Source organism: Pseudodesulfovibrio karagichevae (genome assembly GCF_041414475.1).
GTDB classification, from domain to species: Bacteria; Desulfobacterota; Desulfovibrionia; order Desulfovibrionales; family Desulfovibrionaceae; genus Pseudodesulfovibrio; species Pseudodesulfovibrio karagichevae.
Genome location: NZ_JBGLYH010000066.1, coordinates 1 through 18,908 on the forward strand (window position 1 = coordinate 1; position 18,908 = coordinate 18,908).

At 65.3% G+C, this 18,908-nt stretch carries 18 protein-coding genes; 12 read left to right on the forward strand and 6 right to left on the reverse strand.

Annotation, left to right across the window (positions count from 1 at the left end):
• Positions 1 to 174 precede the first annotated feature (174 nt).
• Positions 175 to 1,650, forward strand: coding sequence for an Lcl C-terminal domain-containing protein (locus AB6M95_RS16645; RefSeq protein WP_371387872.1), 1,476 nt, complete (start codon positions 175 to 177; stop codon positions 1,648 to 1,650).
• A gap of 168 nt (positions 1,651 to 1,818) precedes the next feature.
• Here AB6M95_RS16645 and AB6M95_RS16650 read toward each other — a convergent pair whose 3' ends face one another.
• The gene (locus tag AB6M95_RS16650) at positions 1,819 to 3,183 is read right to left on the reverse strand and encodes a TAXI family TRAP transporter solute-binding subunit (protein WP_371387873.1); all 1,365 of its coding nucleotides are present in this window, start codon (positions 3,181 to 3,183) and stop codon (positions 1,819 to 1,821) included.
• A 166-nt stretch (positions 3,184 to 3,349) separates the two neighbouring features.
• Between AB6M95_RS16650 and AB6M95_RS16655 the strand changes: the two genes are divergently transcribed.
• The 3 genes from AB6M95_RS16655 to AB6M95_RS16665 all read left to right on the forward strand — a co-directional run bounded on the left by AB6M95_RS16655 (position 3,350) and on the right by AB6M95_RS16665 (position 7,398).
• The gene (locus tag AB6M95_RS16655) at positions 3,350 to 4,222 is read left to right on the forward strand and encodes a LytR/AlgR family response regulator transcription factor (protein ID WP_371387874.1); all 873 of its coding nucleotides are present in this window, start codon (positions 3,350 to 3,352) and stop codon (positions 4,220 to 4,222) included.
• 159 nt (positions 4,223 to 4,381) lie between these two features.
• Entirely contained in the window at positions 4,382 to 6,298 is a 1,917-nt protein-coding gene (gene acs, locus AB6M95_RS16660) for an acetate--CoA ligase (RefSeq protein ID WP_371387875.1), read from the forward strand.
• 374 nt (positions 6,299 to 6,672) lie between these two features.
• Positions 6,673 to 7,398, forward strand: coding sequence for a metallophosphoesterase family protein (locus AB6M95_RS16665; protein WP_371387876.1), 726 nt, complete (start codon positions 6,673 to 6,675; stop codon positions 7,396 to 7,398).
• 278 nt (positions 7,399 to 7,676) lie between these two features.
• On the opposite strand, the gene AB6M95_RS16670 is transcribed toward AB6M95_RS16665, so the two are convergent.
• Positions 7,677 to 8,255, reverse strand: a complete 579-nt coding sequence (locus AB6M95_RS16670) for an OmpA family protein (RefSeq protein WP_371387877.1) — start codon at positions 8,253 to 8,255, stop codon at positions 7,677 to 7,679.
• A gap of 9 nt (positions 8,256 to 8,264) precedes the next feature.
• On the reverse strand, positions 8,265 to 8,771 hold the full coding sequence (locus AB6M95_RS16675) for a FecR family protein (protein WP_371387878.1): 507 nt from the start codon (positions 8,769 to 8,771) through the stop codon (positions 8,265 to 8,267).
• A 276-nt stretch (positions 8,772 to 9,047) separates the two neighbouring features.
• Here AB6M95_RS16675 and AB6M95_RS16680 point away from each other — a divergent pair, with 276 nt between their 5' ends.
• The 6 genes from AB6M95_RS16680 to AB6M95_RS16705 all read left to right on the forward strand — a co-directional run bounded on the left by AB6M95_RS16680 (position 9,048) and on the right by AB6M95_RS16705 (position 15,418).
• Positions 9,048 to 9,368, forward strand: coding sequence for a c-type cytochrome (locus AB6M95_RS16680; protein ID WP_014323225.1), 321 nt, complete (start codon positions 9,048 to 9,050; stop codon positions 9,366 to 9,368).
• A 187-nt stretch (positions 9,369 to 9,555) separates the two neighbouring features.
• On the forward strand, positions 9,556 to 11,730 hold the full coding sequence (locus tag AB6M95_RS16685) for a molybdopterin-containing oxidoreductase family protein (protein WP_371387888.1): 2,175 nt from the start codon (positions 9,556 to 9,558) through the stop codon (positions 11,728 to 11,730).
• Complete coding sequence (locus AB6M95_RS16690; protein WP_371387879.1) at positions 11,730 to 12,464, forward strand: 4Fe-4S dicluster domain-containing protein; 735 nt, start codon at positions 11,730 to 11,732, stop codon at positions 12,462 to 12,464. Before AB6M95_RS16685 ends, AB6M95_RS16690 begins: the two co-directional genes overlap by 1 nt.
• Entirely contained in the window at positions 12,457 to 13,188 is a 732-nt protein-coding gene (locus tag AB6M95_RS16695) for a formate dehydrogenase subunit gamma (RefSeq protein ID WP_371387880.1), read from the forward strand. Before AB6M95_RS16690 ends, AB6M95_RS16695 begins: the two co-directional genes overlap by 8 nt.
• 66 nt (positions 13,189 to 13,254) lie before the next feature.
• Positions 13,255 to 14,346, forward strand: a complete 1,092-nt coding sequence (locus tag AB6M95_RS16700) for a rhodanese-like domain-containing protein (RefSeq protein ID WP_371387881.1) — start codon at positions 13,255 to 13,257, stop codon at positions 14,344 to 14,346.
• 64 nt (positions 14,347 to 14,410) lie between these two features.
• Positions 14,411 to 15,418 (forward strand): rhodanese-like domain-containing protein, encoded by a 1,008-nt coding sequence (locus AB6M95_RS16705; protein WP_371387882.1) that lies wholly within the window; start codon positions 14,411 to 14,413, stop codon positions 15,416 to 15,418.
• Here AB6M95_RS16705 and AB6M95_RS16710 read toward each other — a convergent pair.
• A complete protein-coding gene (locus AB6M95_RS16710) occupies positions 15,415 to 16,032 on the reverse strand; it encodes a TorD/DmsD family molecular chaperone (RefSeq protein WP_371387883.1) in 618 nt (205 codons plus the stop codon). The genes AB6M95_RS16705 and AB6M95_RS16710 overlap by 4 nt on opposite strands.
• Positions 16,033 to 16,132: 100 nt before the next feature.
• Here AB6M95_RS16710 and AB6M95_RS16715 point away from each other — a divergent pair, with 100 nt between their 5' ends.
• The gene (locus AB6M95_RS16715) at positions 16,133 to 16,426 is read left to right on the forward strand and encodes a metal-sensitive transcriptional regulator (protein ID WP_371387884.1); all 294 of its coding nucleotides are present in this window, start codon (positions 16,133 to 16,135) and stop codon (positions 16,424 to 16,426) included.
• Positions 16,427 to 16,451: 25 nt separating this feature from the next.
• Positions 16,452 to 16,709 (forward strand): EF-hand domain-containing protein, encoded by a 258-nt coding sequence (locus AB6M95_RS16720; protein WP_371387885.1) that lies wholly within the window; start codon positions 16,452 to 16,454, stop codon positions 16,707 to 16,709.
• Between the two features lie 81 nt (positions 16,710 to 16,790).
• On the opposite strand, the gene era is transcribed toward AB6M95_RS16720, so the two are convergent.
• Both era and AB6M95_RS16730 read right to left on the reverse strand, forming a co-directional pair.
• On the reverse strand, positions 16,791 to 17,699 hold the full coding sequence (gene era, locus AB6M95_RS16725; RefSeq protein WP_371387886.1) for a GTPase Era: 909 nt from the start codon (positions 17,697 to 17,699) through the stop codon (positions 16,791 to 16,793).
• Positions 17,700 to 17,702: 3 nt separating this feature from the next.
• A complete protein-coding gene (locus tag AB6M95_RS16730) occupies positions 17,703 to 18,122 on the reverse strand; it encodes a DnaJ family domain-containing protein (protein ID WP_371387887.1) in 420 nt (139 codons plus the stop codon).
• Positions 18,123 to 18,908: the final 786 nt, after the last annotated feature.

The following is an 18,908-nucleotide window of genomic DNA, read 5'->3' on the forward strand; positions in this document are numbered from 1 at the left end:
GTTGTTCAGAAGAGGCCGTCTTGTCGCGCCCGCACGGCCCCGCGAAGCGGCGACAAAAAGTTTGGGAGGGGGGGCCAGGGGGGAACCCTTTGAGAAGGGTTCCCCCCTGGCCGCCGGAGGCATTCTCCTGTAACCATGAAAGGCAAAAGAGGCGATATTCTCAGCGGAGGCTTCATGAAAACACGTCTGCTCCCTTGTCTGTTCGTGCTGGTCCTGTCGGCCGGCGCGGCCCTGGCAGGGTCGTATCCCATCGTGGACACCGGCCAGGACGGCTGTTTCGACGACACCCGGCAGATCGACTGCCCGAAACCGGGCGGGCCGTTCGACGGCCAGGACGCCCAGTACCGGGGCAACGTTCCGCGCTACCGGGACAACGGCGACGGCACGGTGTCCGACCTGGTCACCGGGCTCATGTGGGTCAAGGAGCGCGGCGAGCCGGTCACCTGGCGCGAGGGCATGGACGGGTCCGCAACCTGCCGCATGGGCGGCTACGCCGATTGGCGCGCGCCGACCATCAAGGAGCTCTATTCCCTCATCGACTTCAACGGCTGGGTCCAGTCGGACGAGCGTAACTCCGTCCCGTATATCGACACTCGGTATTTCGGCTTCAAGTGGGGCGACACGGCCTCGGGCAGGCGGATCATCGACTGCCAGGACTGGTCCTCTACGGTCTACAGGGGCACGACCATGGGCGGCAACCGGACCGTGTTCGGGGTCAATTTCGCGGACGGCCGGATCAAAGGCTATCCCATGCAGGACCCGCCGGGCCACGGGAAGAGCAAATACGTGCGCTACGTGCGCGGCAATTCACGGTACGGCCTGAACGATTTCCTGGCCCACGGGCCGGTGGTCGAGGACCGGGCCACCGGCCTGGTCTGGCAACGGGCGGACGACGGCGTGACCCGCAACTGGGAGCAGGCCCTGGCCTACTGCCGGGACCTCGACCTCGGCGGCCGCGCGGACTGGCGGCTGCCTTCGGCCAAGGAGCTCCAATCCATCGTGGACTACACCCGCTCGCCCACGGCCACGGGCTCGGCGGCGATTGATCCGGTCTTTGCCGTGACCAACCCCGAGTCCTATTTCTGGACTTCCACCACCCATCTGGACGGCCCCCGGCCCGACCATGCGGTTTACCTCGCCTTCGGCCGGGCCATGGGCTGGTTCTCCCCGCCGCGCTCGAACCGGCCCAAGACCCTCATGGACGTACACGGCGCGGGTGCGGAGCGAAGCGATCCCAAGTCCGGTGATCCCGGCCGGTTCCCCCAGGGGCACGGCCCCCAGGGCGACGACATCCGCATCCTGAACTACGTCCGCTGCGTGACCGGCGGCGGGGTGGTCTACTACGAGCCGCCCAATCCGCCCATCCCGGCCTGGACCGGCGGGCTACCAGGCCGGCGCGATCCGAACATGCCTTCGCAAATGAACGGCGGGCCGGGTGTGTCCCGCGGCATGGGACGGCCCCAGGGCATGGAAGGACAAGAAGGCATGAACGGCCCGTCCGGCCGCAGACGGCCGCCGTCCGAGGCCTTCACCGCCTGCCAGTCCAAGTCGCAGGGCGACGGCTGCACCGTGCAGACGCCCCACGGCACCCTCCGGGGCATCTGCCGCGATCTTCCCGACGGCACCGCCTGCGTCCCGCAGAGGCGGTAGGGGGGCCTCCGGCGGCCGGGAAGATGTGCGTATTAGACGGTTTCTTAAAAAGGAGGCGTCTTATCGCGCCCGCACCCCGCGAAGCGGCGACAAAAAGTTTTGAAGGGGAGTCCAGAGGGGAAACTTTTCCAAAAGTTTCCCCTCTGGCCGCCGGAGGCATCCTTCCCCCTAATCCGCCGGGTGGCCGGTGTCCTGGACGGAGAGTCCGGCGGTTTTTTCCAGTCGTTGGCGGATCATGCGGATGTGCAGTCTGAGGGAGTAGATGTAGTCCGTGTACGACAACGGTACGGACGTCTCCAGCACGAGGCGGTCCATCTGTTCGAGTTGTTCGAGCATGTCGCGTGCTTCCTGCGGGTCGGTCAGGACGTAGGCGTGCATGTCCAGTTTCTTGAGCTGCTTGTACCACTTGAAGATGCGCCGCCGAATCTGCCAGCGGTAGGCGGGCGGGGTGATCTTGAACAGCGGGAAAAGCAGGGTCAGCAGCGGGATGAGCAGGATCTTGAGCCGCTCCACGGTGATGGCCACCTGGAAGGGCAGGTAGCGCATGAGGAACGGGGGCCCGGACTTGTAGAAGTTCCTGGCCTCGTCGCTCAGGGGGAAGAGCACGGCCTGGTCGTTGGGGAACTGGTTGGTGGCCGCGAACATGTCGCCCTTGCCGTTGATCTTGGCCGCGGCGAGCAGGAACAGGTATTGGAGCGCCGGGTGCAGGTCGTCGCGGACCACGAGGTTGGCCGTGGGCGCGAGCAGGGTCACGTCCTGGGCGGGCAGGTTGCGCATGAGGTCGATGCCGCCCTGGGGCAGGGTCAGCTTTTCGAGGAACCGGTGGGTGCGCACGTAGGTCTCGGCCCGGTCGAAGGAGTACAGGTTCACGGTCTTGTGCGCCTCGCTCAGGCCGCGCACGGCCGGGGATTTCACCCCGGCGATGACGAACAGGGCGTCGATCTTGCGGCCGAGCAGCTCGGGAACGGCCTGGTCCGTGCCCTCGGGGAGCAGGTTGGCGGTATCCGCAGTGACGCCGTTTTCGGCGAGCAGCTGGAGGACCAGGTGGCTGGTGCCGCTGCCCTCGGACCCGACCGCGACCTTGCGGCCCTTGAGGTCGGCCAGGGTCTTGATGCGCAGCCGTTTGGAGGTGAACAGCCAGACCGGCTCGAAGTAGAGCGAGCCCAGGCTCTCCAGGTTCGGATGCTCCTCCGGGGTGGCGATGCCGCCCTGCATGAACGCGGCCTGCGCCTCGGAGTCCGGGTCGGCGAGGATGGCCAGGTTGTCCATGGATCCCTTGGATGTGCGCACCTCCAGCTCGAAGCCGTGTTCCTTGAAGAACGCGGCGTATTCCTGGGCGAAGGCGTAGTACGCGCCGCCCTCGCCACCGGTGACCATGACCACCTTGCCCGGGGGCAGGGGCTTGACGAACTGGAAGGTCACCCACAGGGCCAGGGCGAGCACGCCCACGGCCGCGCCGTAAATGATGAACGACATGAGCACGTGGGAGCGCAGGAACCTGACGAGCTTCTTTATATAGGGATTCTGCATCATGCGGCGAATGTAGATGAATGCCCGGGCGCGGGCAAGACGGCAGATGCAAATTCCAGCACATCGTCACCGGGCCGGGTTTCGAGCCCGTCTTGCGAAGAGCGCGGAATATGGGTAGGGATGGAGGAGTGTTGGAGTTTCCCGCCACGCAACCCGGACCGGATACGCCATGCCCAAGCTGAAAACCCTGCTCGTCCATCCAGACCCCGAGGTCCGCACGGCCCTGCGCGACGTGCTGGAGGAGGTGCCCTTCGTCCAGGTTCTGGGCGAGGCGGTTTCGGCCTTCGAGGCGCTGGAGCTGCTCGAGGCCATTCCCTACGGGGTGTTCTTCGTGGGCGTGGACCTGCCGGGCGGGGCGAGCGGCGTCGAAATGGCCCAGATGCTGGCCGGACGCAAGAACAAGCCCGCCCTGGTGTTCATCTCCGACTCCGAGTCCCAGGCCTACGCCGCCTTCGAGCTCGGGGCCACGGACTACCTGCTCTGGCCGCCCGCGCCCGGGCGCATGGCCCGGACCATGGACCGCCTCCAGACCTTCAAGACCCGGTTCCGCGAGGTGCCGCCCCCGGCCCCGTACCCGGGCGACGCGGACGACGAGCCGAGCGAGGACGACGAGCAGACCGTGAAGCTGCCCCTGCCCGAAGAGGAGCAGGACTCGTTCCTGGCCGCCCTCCAGGCCGCCTGGGACCAGACGTCCAGCCGTCGGCCCGAGATCGACAAGCTGGCCGTGAACCAGGACGGGCGGACCATCCTCATTCCCTACGACCAGATCATCTTCGTCGAGGCCTTCGAGGACTATTCCTACGTGCACACGGCCAACCAGAAATTTCTCTCCTCCTACAGGCTCAAGAACCTGGAGGACCGGCTCGGGCCGCATCGCTTTTTCCGCGTGCACCGCAAGTACTTGGTGAACCTGGACATGGTCACCGAGATAGCGAGCATGCCCGGCTCAAACTTCATGCTGCGCACGGCCGGGCGGACGCGCATCGAGTTGCCCATCAGCAGGAGGCGCATCGCCGAGCTGAAGAAGATCATCGGGCTGTGAACCGATGGATCGACACCCGGACCGGGCCGCGACGGCCGGTCCGACCGTTCAACCCGCCGCTGCTGCCGTTGGCCGAATAAGCCGGGAGTTGCGGAACGAAAATGCTATGAATGAGACTCGCAAGACCGGGTATTCCGGTTGACCCTGCGAGGAGGGCACATGGACCAGTCAGGCGCTATAGATAATTTGCTGCAGGAAGAACGGGTATTCCGTCCGCTCCCGCAATTGGTCATCGAAGCCAACGTCAATCCCCAGGAGCTGGAGGGGGCGCGCAAGTTCGCGGCCATGGACCCCGCCGGATACTGGGAGGAGGCCGCCGACGAGCTCGACTGGTTCAAGAAGTGGGACCAGGTCCTGGACGACAAGGACGCCCCGTTCTACCGCTGGTTCCCGGGGGCGCGCTGCAACATCGTCTACAACGCGCTGGACCGCCATATCGAGACCGCCAACAAGAACAAGCTCGCGTTCATCTGGGAAGGGGAACCGGGCGATCAGCGCAAGTACACCTATTTCGAGCTCTACCGCGAGGTCAACCGCTTCGCCAACGCCCTGCGCTCCCTGGGCATTCGCAAGGGCGACCGCGTGGTCATCTACATGCCGCCCCTGCCCGAGACGGTCATAGCCATGCTCGCGGCGGCCAAGATCGGCGCGGTCCACTCCGTGGTTTTCGCCGGGTTCTCGGCCAAGGCCCTGCGCAAGCGCATCAACGACGCCCAGGCCAAGCTGCTGATCACCTCCGACGGTTTTTACCGCAACGGCCGGATCATCAGCCTCAAGGAGACCGCCGACGAGGCCCTGGTCGGGGCGTGCGCCGACTGCGTGGAGGCCATGGTCGTGGTCCGGCGCTGCAACATCGGCGTGGACATGGTCGACGGCCGGGATTTCCAGTACGAGGACCTGGTCCGCCAGGAGCGCAACGAGGCCCCCACCGAGGTCATGGATGCGGACGACCCGCTCTTTCTGCTCTACACCTCCGGGACCACGGGCACGCCCAAGGGCGTGGTCCACTCCCACGGCGGCTACATGGTCGGCGTGCACCGCACCCTGACCACGGTCTTCGACATCAAGCCCACGGACATCTTCTGGTGCACCGCCGACCCCGGCTGGGTCACCGGCCACTCGGCGGGTATCTACGGCCCGCTCATGGCCGGGACCACCTCGGTCATGTACGAGGGCCATCCCAACTATCCCCAGGCCGACCGCCTGTGGTCCATCGTGGCCAAGTACGGGGTGACCATCTTCTACACCGCGCCGACCATGATCCGCATGCTCATGCGCTTCGGCGCCCAGTATCCCAAGCAGCACGACCTGTCCTCCCTGCGCCTGCTCGGCACCGTGGGCGAGCCCATCTCGCCCGAGGCGTGGATCTGGCTCTACCGGAACATCGGCCGGTCCGAATGCCCGGTGCTCGACACCTGGTGGCAGACCGAGACCGGCATGTTCATGATCTCGCCCATGCCCATTTCCGTGCTCAAGCCCGGCTCCGTGACCAAGGCCCTGCCCGGCGTGGAGGTGGACGTGGTCGACAAGGACGGCAAACCCGTGCCGCCCGGCAAGGGCGGTCTGCTCGTGGTCACCGCGCCCTGGCCGTCCATGATGACCGGCCTGTGGAACGACGACGACCGCTTCAAGGAGTACTGGTCCCAGATTCCGGGCGTCTACTACGCGGGCGACGTGGCCCGCCGTGACGAGGACGGCTACATCTGGATCCAGGGCCGCGCGGACGACGTCATCAACATCGCCGGCCACCGCATCGGCTCGGCCGAGCTGGAGGCCGCCTTCGGCGTGCACCCGGCGGTCTGCGAGTGCGCGGTCATCGGCGTGCCCGACCAGATCAAGGGCGAGGCCGCCAAGGCCTTCGTCATGCTCAACGACGGTTTCGAACCCGGCGACGAGCTGATCAAGGCGCTCAAGAAAACCATCCGCAACGAACTCGGCCCCGTGGCCGTGATCAAATCCATCGAGTTCCGCACCACCCTGCCCAAAACCCGCTCCGGCAAACTCATGCGCCGCGTGCTCAAGGCCGAGGAAAACGGCTTCGAGATCGGCGACCTGACCGGGCTGGACGAGGATTAAAGGGGGGCGGCTTCCGATAGCGGGCCATCTGCACATTTTTTCCAGGGGGCTTTCATCCTCACGTATGCCGCAATACGCTGCGGTGAAAGCCCCCTGGAAGAAAATGCACAGCTGACCCACTCTCGAAAGCCTATTCCGAGGACGGGGGTGCGACGGGGAGAGATCCGCTGTCGGGTGGCTGCGCCGCCCGAATCGCTCCAAGGGAGAGGCGGGGGACTTTTGCGCCCGCACGGACCTGCCGAAGGCACACAAAAAGTTCTGGAGGGGGAGTCCAGAGGGGGAACCTCTTCCAAGAGGTTCCCCCTCTGGCCGCCGGAGGCATTCCCCGGTGCCCACGCCTTGCGCGGGCACCGGGGAAAGGGTACCTTCCGGCCATGACCCGTATCGCCATCATGTCCGACGTGCACGGCAACTTCGAGGCCCTGAAGGAGGTCCTGGCCGACCTGGACGGGCGGCCCGTGGACGCGGTGTATTGTCTGGGGGACATGATCGGGTACGGGCCGCAGCCGCAGGAGTGCGTGGACCTGCTGCGCGGGCGCGGGGTGGAGTGCACCATGGGCAACCATGAGCAGGGGCTGATCAACATCCACTACCTGCGCGGCTTCAACCAGCCCGCGGCCGACATGCTGCGGCGCACCCGCGAGATGATCTCGGAAGAGACCTACCGGTGGCTGACCACCCGGCACAAGGCCATTGTGGAGCACGGCTGCCGGTTCGTGCACGGGCTGCCGCCGGACTCGGTCACCGAGTATCTCTGGAAGTACGAGGACGAGATGGCCGGGGTCTTCGCGCGCTATGCCGAGGACGTCTGTTTCGTGGGCCACACCCACGACCTCATGCGCTACACCTGCCTGCGCGGCGAGCCGGTCCGGCATCCCCTGCCCGAGGGGGAGACCGTGCTGGAGCAGGGCGTCCGCCACCTGGTGAACATCGGCTCCGTGGGCCAGCCGCGCGACGGCGACAACCGGGCCAAGTACGGGATTTTAGACCTGGACAGCCGGGTCCTGACCATGCGGTTCATCCCCTACGACATCAAGAAGACCGCCGACCTGATCCTCGCCCACGGCTTCCACCGCGCCTTTGCCGACCGCCTCTGGTGACAACGCCTCTCTCGCGAAGCTAATAACACCGCGCCGCAGGCGCAAAATGGGATGCAAGGGTGCGAACCCTTGCCCGCCGACAAATCCGCAGGACAGCGGATTTGGACGCCGGGTTTCCCGGCGCCCCGAAGGGGTGAGCCCCTGGACGGGGCGAATCAAGGCGAAGTCACCTGACAAACGCCGCGAAGCGGCCATCATTTCCTGATTTCTATCGCTTACAAAAGAAGCCCCCGCGCAACATGGCGCGGGGGCTTTTCGTTCTGTTTGGTGGCGGCCCGCTAGCGGACCAGGACCTCCACCCGGCGGTTGCGGGGTTCGGACTTGCCGTCCGGGGTGGGGATGAGCGGGTTCTCCTCGCCGTGGGAGGTCATCTCGATGATGTCCTCGGGCATGCCCGCCTTGACCAGCAGGTCGCGGACCTTCTTGGCGCGGCGCACGGACAGGTCGTAGTTGTACTGTTTTTCGCCAAGGGTGTCGGTATGGCCGATGACCGAAACGTCGTTGGAGTTGCGGTCGCGCCAGCTCTGCATGATGTCCGGGATGAGCTTTTGGGATTCGTCGGTCAGCCTGGACGAGTCGCTGAAAAAGTGCAGGATGAACCGGGCCGTGGGCAGGGGTTGGGCGGCCATGGCCGCGCCGAACTCGGACCGGACCTGGGCGTCGCTCAGGGTGGTCACCGTGGCCGTGCCCGTGACGGCCTGATTGGCCTTGTTCAGGGTGGCGGTCTTGCCGCCCTCGGAGGTCACCGTGACCTCGCCCACGTGGCCGTCCAGGTCGGGCAACAGGACGATGGTCTGTCCGCCGCCGCAACCGGCGAGCATCAGGCAGGCAAGCAGGGTGTATGCGAATTTTATCATGGCGCGCTCCTAATCGACCTTGATCAGGAACCGGGTGCCCCGGATTCCTATGGTGGACAGCGGGGTCTCCACGGCCATGCCGCCGGGCTTGAGCTTGGCTATCTGGCCGGAGATGAACTGGACCGTGCCCTTGTTCACCCTGGTCAGGAAGTCGAGCTGCTCCTGGGCGGGGTCGAAGACGAACTTGTCGATGGTCACCCGGGAGACGGGTCCCAGGGAGAGGAGCGTGTCGTCGCGGAAGATCACGCCCATGGAGGAGTTCTTGCCCGTGACCAGGGTATCGCCCTCCAGCAGGTAGTCGCCCACCGAGGCGGGCAGCCGCTCGGAAAGCCGCTCCACGAACGCCTCGCCGGTCACGGTCTTGATCGTGCCCACGGCCTGGGCGCGCTCCATGGCCAGGGCCGACGGGCCGAAGGCGCAGAGAAAAAGGAGGGCCAGGGCCGCAATCCCGGCCCTGGGGCGTTTGCCGCGTTGCCGCGCAACAGGCGGGCGGGGGGCGGTTTCGGGTGGATACATGGGCGCGACCTCCGGATTGAGACTACTCACCATTTTTCTGATATTCCTATCCCCCTCAAAAGTCTACGGCTATTATAATCAACGGTCATTTTCCACCGTATAGATCAAGAATTTCGATGTAACGCTCTTGACACATATACCCGGTATGGGTATACGGAAGCTGCGGGCCCGTATCGGGTTCAGGTTATAATGTTCAAGTATTTAAACAGACCATAAGGTCTGTAAGAGTGTGAAAACCTTTTGTCGAACGTGCAACAAGTCAACTTTGGAGGGAGCATGAAAAGCAAGCTCGTCCTGGCCGTGGCAACGGCCCTGATTACCGTCTTCGCCGTGTCCATGGCCTTCGCCATGGGTGGCGGCAACGCCCGCAAGGGCAAGTTTCTGTACCGCAAGAACTGCCGTTCCTGCCACGGGACCACCGCCAGCGACATGAGCCCGGCGGACAAGACACAGGCCGAATGGACCGCGCTGTTCTCCGACACGGGCAAGATCAAGTGCAGCCCGGACTGGACCGTCAACGAAAAGGATTTGAACGACATCTTCACCTATCTGCACGACTACGCCAAGGACTCCCCGTCTCCGGCCAAGTGCAGCTAGCGCAGTGCGGCTCGCGCCGCGCCGGGGGTTCTCCGGCGCGGCCCTTGCGCCCCATGGAGGAGACGGAGCGCAGCTCGACACAACCGGTCCCCCCTGTCCCGAGCCGGGAAGCCGGGGCGGGGGAGGCACCCTACCCGACAGTAGTGCGGACGTTTGGAGGTACGCAGTGCCCAGTTCAAAGCAGACGATGTCCCGCCGCGAGTTCTTCCGGGCCTCCGGCCTGGTGGCGGCAGGGGCTGTGGGCGGCCCGGCCCTGCTCGGCGGCCTGACAAAGGCCCGCGCGGCATCGCCCGCCAAGCCCGCCTGGGATTCCAGGTTTTCGGCTTGCGACATGTGTTTCAACAAGTGCGGGCTCATCGCCCGCGTCGAGAACGGGGTGGCCACCAAGCTCGACCCCAATCCCAAATTTCTGAAATCCCGGGGCATGCTCTGCGCGCGCGGCAACGCGGGCCTGGCCCAGGTCTACGACCCGGACCGCCTCAAGCATCCGCTGCTGCGCAAGGGCGCGCGCGGCGAGGGCAAGTGGCAGCGCATCCCGTGGGACGAGGCCCTGGACATGGCCGCGGCCAAGATGGCCGAGGTCCGGGAGAAGTACACCCCCTGCGGGCATCTCTTCACGGCGGGCTCCGACCTCCAGTCGCAGTTCGTGGGCCGGTTCGCCGAGGCCTACGGCTCGTTCAACGTAACCTCGCACGAGTCCCTGTGCCTGGTCTCGGGCAGCCGCGCCTTTCTGGACACCTTCGGCGAGGTTCCGTTCGCGGACGTGCTCAACTCCAAGTACATCCTCATGGTCGGGGCCAACCGTTTCGAGGCCCTGGTCACCCCGGACTCCATCGACCTGATGACCGCCATCCGCGAGAACGGCTGCAAGCTGGTCACGCTGGACCCGCGCTACACCAAGACCGCGGCCCTGTCCCACGAGTGGTATCCGGTCAGGCCCGGCACGGACATGGCCTTCATGCTCGCCCTGGCCCACGTGATCATCAACGAAAAGCTCTATGACCCGCAGTGGATCGCGGACAAGACCTACGGCATCGAGCAGCTCACGGCCCACGTGCAGCGGTACACGCCCGGCTTCGCGGCCGAGCAGTGCGGCATCCCGGCCGAGGACATCGTCCGCATCGCCCGCGAGCTGGCCGCGGCCGCGCCGTCGTCCATGGTCTACCCCGGCCGCCGCACCTCGGACTACGAGGATTCCACCCAGATCCGGCGCAGCTTCGCCATCGTCAACGGGCTGCTCGGCAACTGGGACAAGCCCGGCGGGCTCCTGGCCGCGCGCCAGGTGGGCCTCAAGGGCGTGCCCTTCGACGCCCCGTGGTACGACGAGAACCGGGAGGACCGCATCGACGCGGGCAAGGTGCCCATGATGTTCGAGCACGAGGGCTCCTTCGTGGTCACCCGCGACTCGGTCCTGGCCGACGATCCCTATCCCATCCGGGGCTGGTTCATCTACAAGACCAACCCCATGGGCACGGCCCCCAACCGCAAGAAGACCATCGAGATGATGAACAAGATGGACTTCGTCACCGTGGTGGACATCGCCATGTCCGACACCGCCTGGATGGCCGACCTGGTCCTGCCGTCGCAGTCCTATCTGGAGCGCAAGGACCCGTGCTCGGGCCTGCAGGGCTCCGTGGCCTGCGCCTGCGTGGTCAAGCGCGACCCGGTCATCGAGCCGCTCTACGAGTCCCGCGCCCTGTTCGACATCATGAAGGGCGTCGCGAACCGCATGGAGCTCGGCGAGTTCTTCGACTTCACCATCGACGAGTACCGCGAGAAGCAGACCCGCGACATCCCCGAGGCCCTCGGGGTCATGGACCGCGACGGCGTGTACTACAACCCGTCCAAGGTCTACGGCATCTACGACGGACGCATCTACAAGACCCTGTCCAAGAAGGTCGAGCTGTACAACCAGCGCTACGAGCAGATGGGCCTGGACCCGCTGCCCGAGTACACGCCCCCGGCCGGGCCGCCCGAGAACCGGTTCCGCATGGTCATCGGCCGCAACGCCATGATCACCCAGTCCTCCACGGCCAACAACGCGCTGCTGCACCAGTTCGTGCCGACCAACACTCTGTGGCTCAATCCCGAGGCCGCCGGAAGGCTGGGCGTCGAGGACGGCGACATGGTCGAGGTGACCAGCCCGGTGGGCAGGCAGGAGCTCAAGGCCGAGGTCACGGACAAGATCCGCCCGGACACGGTGTTCATGCTCTCGGGCTACAACACCCTGTCCACCATGGAGCGGCTGTCCCACAACAACGGCGCCTCCATCAACGAGCTGCTGGACGACGACTACGACGCCATCACCGGCAACGCGTCCATGCACACCACGTTTGTCACCGTAACAAGGAAGGCGGCGTAATGGCTCAGCAACTCGCCATGGTCATCGATGCGGCCAAGTGCATCGACTGCAAGGGGTGCGTGGCCGCCTGCAAGGTCGCCAACAACGTGCCCGAGGGCCAGTTCCGCAACTGGATCAAGTCCGCCGACGTCCGGGTCGTGCCGGGCATCTCGGACCGCAAGGCCCGGTTCCAGCCCGGCGCGTGCATGCACTGCGAGCACCCGACCTGCGTGACCGCCTGCCCCACGGGCGCGACCTACAAGGACCTCGACACCGGGGAGGTCGTCATCGACGCGTCCCTGTGCATCGGCTGCGGCAACTGCATCCCGGCCTGCCCGTACCACGCGCGCTACCGCAACGAGGTCACGCGCAAGGCCGACAAGTGCAACTACTGCCCCGAGCGCCGGGCCGCCGGGCTGCAGCCCGCCTGCGTGGACACCTGTCCGACCAAGGCGCGGGTCTTCGGCGACATCAACGATCCGACCAGCGCGGCCGGGGCTCTGTTCCTCAAGAACAAGGAGCGGCTGACCCAGGTGGCGGCCAAGACCAACACCCTGCCGAACATGTACTATCTCGGCGATCCCGGACCGGGCGACTGGGGCGGCGAGGCCGTGGTGCCCGCCTCCATGGTGGCCATGCAGGAGTCCGCGCCGTTCATCAAGGGCATCGTGGCCCTGTCCGGCCTGGGCGTCCTGGCCATGCTCGGCCGCCAGCTCTTCGCCGGTTCCGATCACAAGGAGGACACCGATGCCTGATAGGACCTACAAGCGGCACGACCGCTCCGACATCTTCATCCATTGGTTCAACGCGGCCTGCTGGCTGCTGCTCCTGCTGACCGGCGTGGGGCTGATCAGCAACCCGGCCGTGGACCCGTTCGGGTCCGGCTACCCGGCCTGGCTGCGCTCCGTGGTCGGCGGCGGGGGCAACCTGCTGGCCATCCACGAGGGTATCGGCCTGGTCTGGATCGCGGGCTTCATCCTCTATCTGCTGGTCAACTTCCGGGGGGCGAAGTTCTTCCTGGCCGAGGTCTTCGCGGTCAATCCGGCCCGGGACATGGCCTGGATGCTCAAGAAGATGGTCCTCATGACTCTGGGGCCCAAGGCCCTGAAGGCGGTCGGCGCGGACCCGGATCTCCCGGACCAGGGATATTACAACATGGGCCAGAAGGCGTTCGCCCAGGCGTCGGTGGTCGGCGGCGTGGTCATTGCCGTCACCGGGGTGATCATGTACCTGTCCGACCGGACCTTCGGGGCCGAGGCCACGGGCATGATCGGCTGGGCCGTGGCCGTGCACTTCATAGCCGTGGGTCTGGTCTTCGCGGGCCTGCTGGTCCATGTGTACATGGCGGCCATATCGCCCGAGGAGCGGCCCGGCTTCAAGTCCATGTTCACCGGCGTGGTCCCGGACGGCTACGCCAGGCATCACCACCGGCTGTGGTGGGAAAAGGTCAGAACCGAACCCGAACAGGGATCGGAGTAGTGAAACAGGGTCCCGCCCCGGGGAGGGGCGGGAAGGGAAAACAATCCTTTAGGAAGGGAGTGTCTCATGCACAGGAAGTTTATCGCCGCCGCCATGCTGCTCGCGTTCGCGATGGTCGCCGTGGCCGCACCGGCCATGGCCCAGGAAAAGGCCAAGTTCAAGCAGTTCCATTCCATCGTGGACTACAAGTTCGTGGCCAAGTACGCCAAGATGCCCAAGCCCAAGAACGTGATGATCATCGACTCCAGGCCGTATAAGCCCAAGTACGTCGACGGCTACATCCCCACGGCCGAGTCCATCCCGGCCAGCCAGTTCGACAAGATGACGGACAAGCTGCCCAAGGACAAGGGCGCGCTGCTGATCTTCTACTGCGGCGGCCTGGACTGCCCCCTGTCCCACAAGTCCGCCTTTGCGGCCGAGGCCCTGGGCTACACCAACGTCAAGGTCTACGCGGCCGGGTTCCCGGACTGGAAGAAGCGCGCGCCCTACTATTCCATCGGCCTGGAGAACCTGAACGCGCGCATCAATGAGGGCGGCGAGTACCTGCTCATCGACGCCCGCCCGTACAAGAAGTTCCTGGCCGGGGCCATCCCGTCCGCCATCGGCATCCCCGAGAAGGACTTCGCGGCCAAGCGCGGCCTGCTGCCCGTGGACAAGACGGGCACCACGCTGATCTACTACTGCGGCGGCTACGCCTGCGCCCTGTCCCACAAGTCCGCGGTCATGGCCCGGTCCCTCGGCTACAGGAACGTGCTCGTGGCCGAGGCCGGCTACCCCGGCTGGAAGGAGATGTTCGGCGCGGCCGAGACCTCGGTCCAGGCCGGCGAGGCCGAGGGCGCGGTGGACACCGCCTGGTTCCTCAAGACCATCAAGGACAACCCGGACGCCATCCTGCTGATCGACGTGCGCGACCCCGAGGAATACGCCGCCGGTCACTTCCCGTCCGCCATCAACATGCCGGTGGACATGGTCGAGAAGCAGGCCAAGGAGATCCCCACGGACAAGCCCATCGTCTTCTCCTGCGCCACGGGCGCGCGTGCGGGCGAGGCCTTCTATCTGTTCAAGGACCTCCGTCCCGACGTCGAGAAGGTCTTCTATCTGGAGGCCACCAACAAGTTCGGCGACGATAACAGCTACGAGGTCCATCCCAACAAGTAGGGACAAACCACAGACGTCCGGGGGCGGCCCCGGCACGCCGCAAACAGCAAGGCGGGGAGCGCATATGCCCAGAATCATTACCTGTGTAGCATGGCTGCTCCTCGCCTTTTGCGTGCTCGCCGCCCGGCCCGCCCGGGCGGACGAGAACGAGGTCTGGTGGGCGTCGGCCGAGGCCGAGGCCCGGCGCGACGACTATCGGCTCATCGACGACGACGGGCTGAGGAAGCTGCTCGCCGAGAAAACGGACATGGTCCTGCTCGACGCCCGCGCGGACTACGAGTTCGCGGCCGGACACATCCCCGGCGCGGTCAATCTGGAGTTCGACCTGGGCGACGACCTGGATCTGTCCGCCGCCAAGCGCCAGGCCCTGGCCGAGCTGATGGGCCCGGACAGGGACCGGCTGCTGGTCGTCTACTGCCGGAGCTTCAGGTGACTGCGCAGCTCCATTGCGGCGCGCTGGGCAGCGCGTCTCGGTTACACCCGGATCTACCGGTATCCGGCCGGGTTCCACGGTTGGCGGGAGAAGCACCCCGATCTGGTGGAGGGCCAGCCCGAAGCGGTCCACGTCCTGGCCGTGGGGGACGACTTCCCCACCTGCCGGGTGGCGGTGCTCAACGGCGACGAGGACCGGCAGTACCTGGAGCTGCCCGAGGGGGCCAGATTCCTGCAACTCTCGGAGCTCAAGGCGGATTTCGTGCTCATCCAGCTCTACAACACCCTTTGCAGCGACTGCGTGGCCGAGACCAAGATGCTGACGCGGTTCTTCCAGAGGGTGGAGGCGGACAAGGAACTGACCGGACGGCTCAAGATCATCGGCATCGGGGTCTACGACTCCAACCTGTCCGTGGTCCGGTTCCGCAAGCACTACGACGTGGCCTACCCGCTGTTCTCGGACAAGAGCGGCCAGATTTTCGAGTGCCTGGGCCAGGCCGAGCTGCCCCTGGCCTACCTGGTCAGGGCCAACGGCGACGGCACCTGGCGCATAGAGTTGATCAAGCGGGGCTACTTCGAGCCGGACGAGCGGTTCCTGGACGTGCTCCGCTCGACGGTCAGGCGGCCGCCCAGGGACTAGGCCCCGGCCACGGCCCCGAGCAGGGCCAGGGCGATGTCGGCCACGGCCGGGAAGACCGGGTCGGGGTCGGCCCAGGCCAGCCTGTCGCGGAAGCAGCCGACCCACGGGAGCATGACCTCCCCCGCGAACCGGACCGCCTTGTCGGCCAGGGCGGGATCGTCGGTCCAGCCCTCGGCGCAGAGGTGGAACAGGTATTCCAGCTCCAGCGCCAGGTGGTCGGGCGGTTCGTTGGAAGGCAGGGAAATTTCGAGCCCGGCCTCGGCCAGGCGGTCGCCCATGGCCAGGGCGCTGTGCCCCATGGTCCGGGGCGCGCCGCCCTGGTGGCAGGACTCGTAGAGCGGGGCCGGGACACCGCCGGGCCCGGCGATGAACAGGCGGACGTATTCCGCCTCGAGCGGGGAGAAATCCCCGGCGTCGGCATGGGGCGCAAGGGCGCGGTGCAACCGTTCCAGGGGCTCGGCCGGGAGGCCGGGAAAATTCTGGACACGGCCGAGGAGTTCGGGCAATCCATGGGTTGCCAGTTCCCTCCATCCCTGTTCGTCCGGCCCGTGAAATACGGCTGCGCACAACTCCATCAGGTTGAGCAGCACTATTTTCGATTGGGAAATTGACACGGTAGGAACCCCCGAATATGCGGTGGACAATACCCTACGACAGTACGGTAAAGCGCACGGCAGGGCAATGGGAACATGGTTTGAGACAAAGGAGAAAGAGATGGACGAGCACCTGTGCGCCGAAGAACAGGCCCTGAAGAAAAACGTGTTGTCCCGCATGAAACGCATCGAAGGACAGGTGCGCGGCATCCAGGGCATGATCGAATCCGGCAAGGAGTGCCAGGACATCCTGGTCCAGGTGCGGGCCGTGCGTTCCGCCCTGCAATCGGCCAACAAGCTGATCCTCAAGCGCTACCTGCTCAGGTGCTATGCCGAGTCCGTGGAGAGCGGCCAGGACGCCAAGGAGTCCCTGGACAAGTTCATCTCCGTGGTCACCGGCTTTATCGAAGGCTAAGAAGCTGAACTATCCGGAGTAATTGATGAAGAAACTGTTTTTAGCATTGGCCTTCGCCCTGCTGTTCTGCCAGCCCGTCGCCGCGAAGACCAACTACAACGTCTGCTTCCAGTCCCTGGACGTGGACGTGGACGGGAGCATGTCCAAGGGCGAGTTCCTGGTGGCCTTTTCCGACGGCGACACCTCGGTTTTCGACCAGGCCGACACCAACAAGGACGGCTCGGTGTCCCACGAGGAGTGGGAGGCCTACAAGGCCAGCCAGGGCTTTGAAAGCAACGAGTAGCCGTCCCGCCCGAAACGGCGAAGGGGGTGCGATCCATGCGGACCGCACCCCCTTCGCCGTTTTGGCGTTCTTTCCCTCGGGCTATTCGCCCAGTCCCATGGCTCGCAGGAAGCCCGGGTCCTCGGTCCAGCCCTCGCGGACCTTGACCCACAGCTCCAGGTGGACCTTCTGGCCGATGAGCTCCGCGATGTCCTTGCGGGCCTGGGAGCCGATCTCCTTGAGGTTCGCGCCCTGCTTGCCGATGATCATGCCCTTGTGGCTCTTGCGCGAGGTGTAGATGACCGCGTTGACGACGACCATGTCCTCGCGGGATTTCTCGTCCCATTCCTCGATCTCCACGGCCGTGGAGTAAGGCAGTTCCTGCCTGAGCGAATAGAACAGCTTCTCGCGGATGATCTCCGAGGCCATGAAGCGCATCGGCAGGGTGGAAATCTGGTCCTCGGGGAACATCTGCGGCCCCTCGGGCGTGTGCGCCAGGATGCGCTCGAGCAGATCGCTCGTGCCCTTGCCCTTGAGCGCCGACACCGGCACGAACTCGGCCTCGGGCCACAGCTCGGCCAGCCGGGCCATGAACGGCAACAGCTGGTCTTTCTCCTTGATGCGGTCGATCTTGTTCACGGCCACCAGCACCGGGCGGCCCGCCTCGCTGACCGGCTTGACCAGCGGGGCGATCTCCTTGTCCAGCAGGTGCGGCTTGGCGCAGTACAGGGCCGCGTCCAGCAAAACCACCACCGCGTCGGACGAGGCCAGGGCGTTCCAGGCCGATTCGAGCAGGAAGCGGTTCATCTTGCCGCGCAGCCGGTGGATGCCCGGCGTGTCCAGGAAGATGAGCTGGGCGTCGTCCGTGGTCAGGATGCCGCTGATGCGGTTGCGCGTGGTCTGCGGCTTGGGCGAGACGATGGCCACCTTCTGCCCGAGGTAGGTGTTCATCAGCGTGGATTTGCCCGCGTTGGGCGGCCCGATCAGGGCGATCATACCGAATTTGTGCATGTATTACCTTTGGTTGACCGCATCGCCATCGTGTTTGCCGTACCGTTCCTCGGCCAGGCGCACCTTTTCGACAATGCGGCGGTAGTAGTCGCTGGACGTATCCAGGGTTATCGGGCGGCGGCGCCGCTCGTTCATCTGCATGATCATCACGTTCAACTTCTGGACCTGCCGGTACCGCTCCTGCTCGTCCTCCATGTGTTCGAGCAGGTCGATGGCGCAGGTGATCTCCTTCTCTTCCAGAACCTCGGCGGGAAGGTGCCCGGAGCTCTTCAGAATCCGGTAGGCCATGCGCAGTTCCGGCGGCAGGTTCGCGGCCTCGTCCGGCTTGAGGGGTTGGCCCATGCCTTCCAGGTCCTCGAATTTGCCTTCCTGCTCGGCCTTGCGGATGAGTTCTTCGGCGATAATGGCCGTCACGTTGAACATGGCAATGATTTTCCCACACTCCCGTAGGGGAGTCAAAGGGTGGATTGGCCCTTGGGAGGGGCAATCTCAGCCATGTGTTCATAGAAAGGATGGGGAGAGGTGGTAAGGAAAGCCGCCCAAGGGGCGGCGATTGATGGAAAGATGCGCGCCTGCGGCGCGAGAGCCGCTGTGCGGGGCTGAAGCCCCACACAATTCTCCATGCCCTGCGCGGGCGGCGGTTCTTTTTTGCTTGCCCAAAAAAGAACCAAAAAAGGGCCTTGCGCGTGGTGTGGCCGCCCGAGAGATCGTCGGCGAGAATCCGATCCGCTCGGGGCGGCTCCACCCCAGGAAAAGTAGAGGGCGCGCCTTTGCGGGAGGCGAGCCGCTTTGAGAGTACGCCGGGTCCCGTGGTGAGAGCCGCCACCCCTTCGCGGTCGGCTTCTAGGCCGTCGATCCAGGGCTCAAGCTGGTCTACTCCTCTTCGGTCTCTCGGATGTGGCGGGCGTGGATTATCGGGAGGGTGCGCCTGGGTTCGGGACGCCCTGCAAAGAGAGCCGCTGTTGGACGCGGGGCGTCCAAGGCACTCCAGCGAGCTTGGGAGGGCTTGTTGGGGGGGGGGATGACGGGCCGGACGCGGCAAGGCAATATCACTTACAACGACGGACAATCGGAAGCGGGGCCTAGATGTGGAGTTGCAAGACGTTGTTCACAGCGGCTCCCAATCGGCTGATAGGCGTTTTATGCTGTAACGCCGAATGATTCCTGTAATAATTGTATTCATGGAGCCAGCGAGGCAACTCGCTGGCT

Excerpts from the sequence above, each read along its gene's own strand:
- AB6M95_RS16645 (WP_371387872.1), top strand. The coding sequence starts at position 175 with ATGAAAACACGTCTGCTCCCTTGTCTGTTCGTGCTGGTCCTGTCGGCC.
- AB6M95_RS16650 (WP_371387873.1), bottom strand. The coding sequence starts at position 3,183 with ATGATGCAGAATCCCTATATAAAGAAGCTCGTCAGGTTCCTGCGCTCC.
- AB6M95_RS16655 (WP_371387874.1), top strand. The coding sequence starts at position 3,350 with ATGCCCAAGCTGAAAACCCTGCTCGTCCATCCAGACCCCGAGGTCCGC.
- acs (WP_371387875.1), top strand. The coding sequence starts at position 4,382 with ATGGACCAGTCAGGCGCTATAGATAATTTGCTGCAGGAAGAACGGGTA.
- AB6M95_RS16665 (WP_371387876.1), top strand. The coding sequence starts at position 6,673 with ATGACCCGTATCGCCATCATGTCCGACGTGCACGGCAACTTCGAGGCC.
- AB6M95_RS16670 (WP_371387877.1), bottom strand. The coding sequence starts at position 8,255 with ATGATAAAATTCGCATACACCCTGCTTGCCTGCCTGATGCTCGCCGGT.
- AB6M95_RS16675 (WP_371387878.1), bottom strand. The coding sequence starts at position 8,771 with ATGTATCCACCCGAAACCGCCCCCCGCCCGCCTGTTGCGCGGCAACGC.
- AB6M95_RS16680 (WP_014323225.1), top strand. The coding sequence starts at position 9,048 with ATGAAAAGCAAGCTCGTCCTGGCCGTGGCAACGGCCCTGATTACCGTC.
- AB6M95_RS16685 (WP_371387888.1), top strand. The coding sequence starts at position 9,556 with ATGTCCCGCCGCGAGTTCTTCCGGGCCTCCGGCCTGGTGGCGGCAGGG.
- AB6M95_RS16690 (WP_371387879.1), top strand. The coding sequence starts at position 11,730 with ATGGCTCAGCAACTCGCCATGGTCATCGATGCGGCCAAGTGCATCGAC.
- AB6M95_RS16695 (WP_371387880.1), top strand. The coding sequence starts at position 12,457 with ATGCCTGATAGGACCTACAAGCGGCACGACCGCTCCGACATCTTCATC.
- AB6M95_RS16700 (WP_371387881.1), top strand. The coding sequence starts at position 13,255 with ATGCACAGGAAGTTTATCGCCGCCGCCATGCTGCTCGCGTTCGCGATG.
- AB6M95_RS16715 (WP_371387884.1), top strand. The coding sequence starts at position 16,133 with ATGGACGAGCACCTGTGCGCCGAAGAACAGGCCCTGAAGAAAAACGTG.
- AB6M95_RS16720 (WP_371387885.1), top strand. The coding sequence starts at position 16,452 with ATGAAGAAACTGTTTTTAGCATTGGCCTTCGCCCTGCTGTTCTGCCAG.
- era (WP_371387886.1), bottom strand. The coding sequence starts at position 17,699 with ATGCACAAATTCGGTATGATCGCCCTGATCGGGCCGCCCAACGCGGGC.
- AB6M95_RS16730 (WP_371387887.1), bottom strand. The coding sequence starts at position 18,122 with ATGTTCAACGTGACGGCCATTATCGCCGAAGAACTCATCCGCAAGGCC.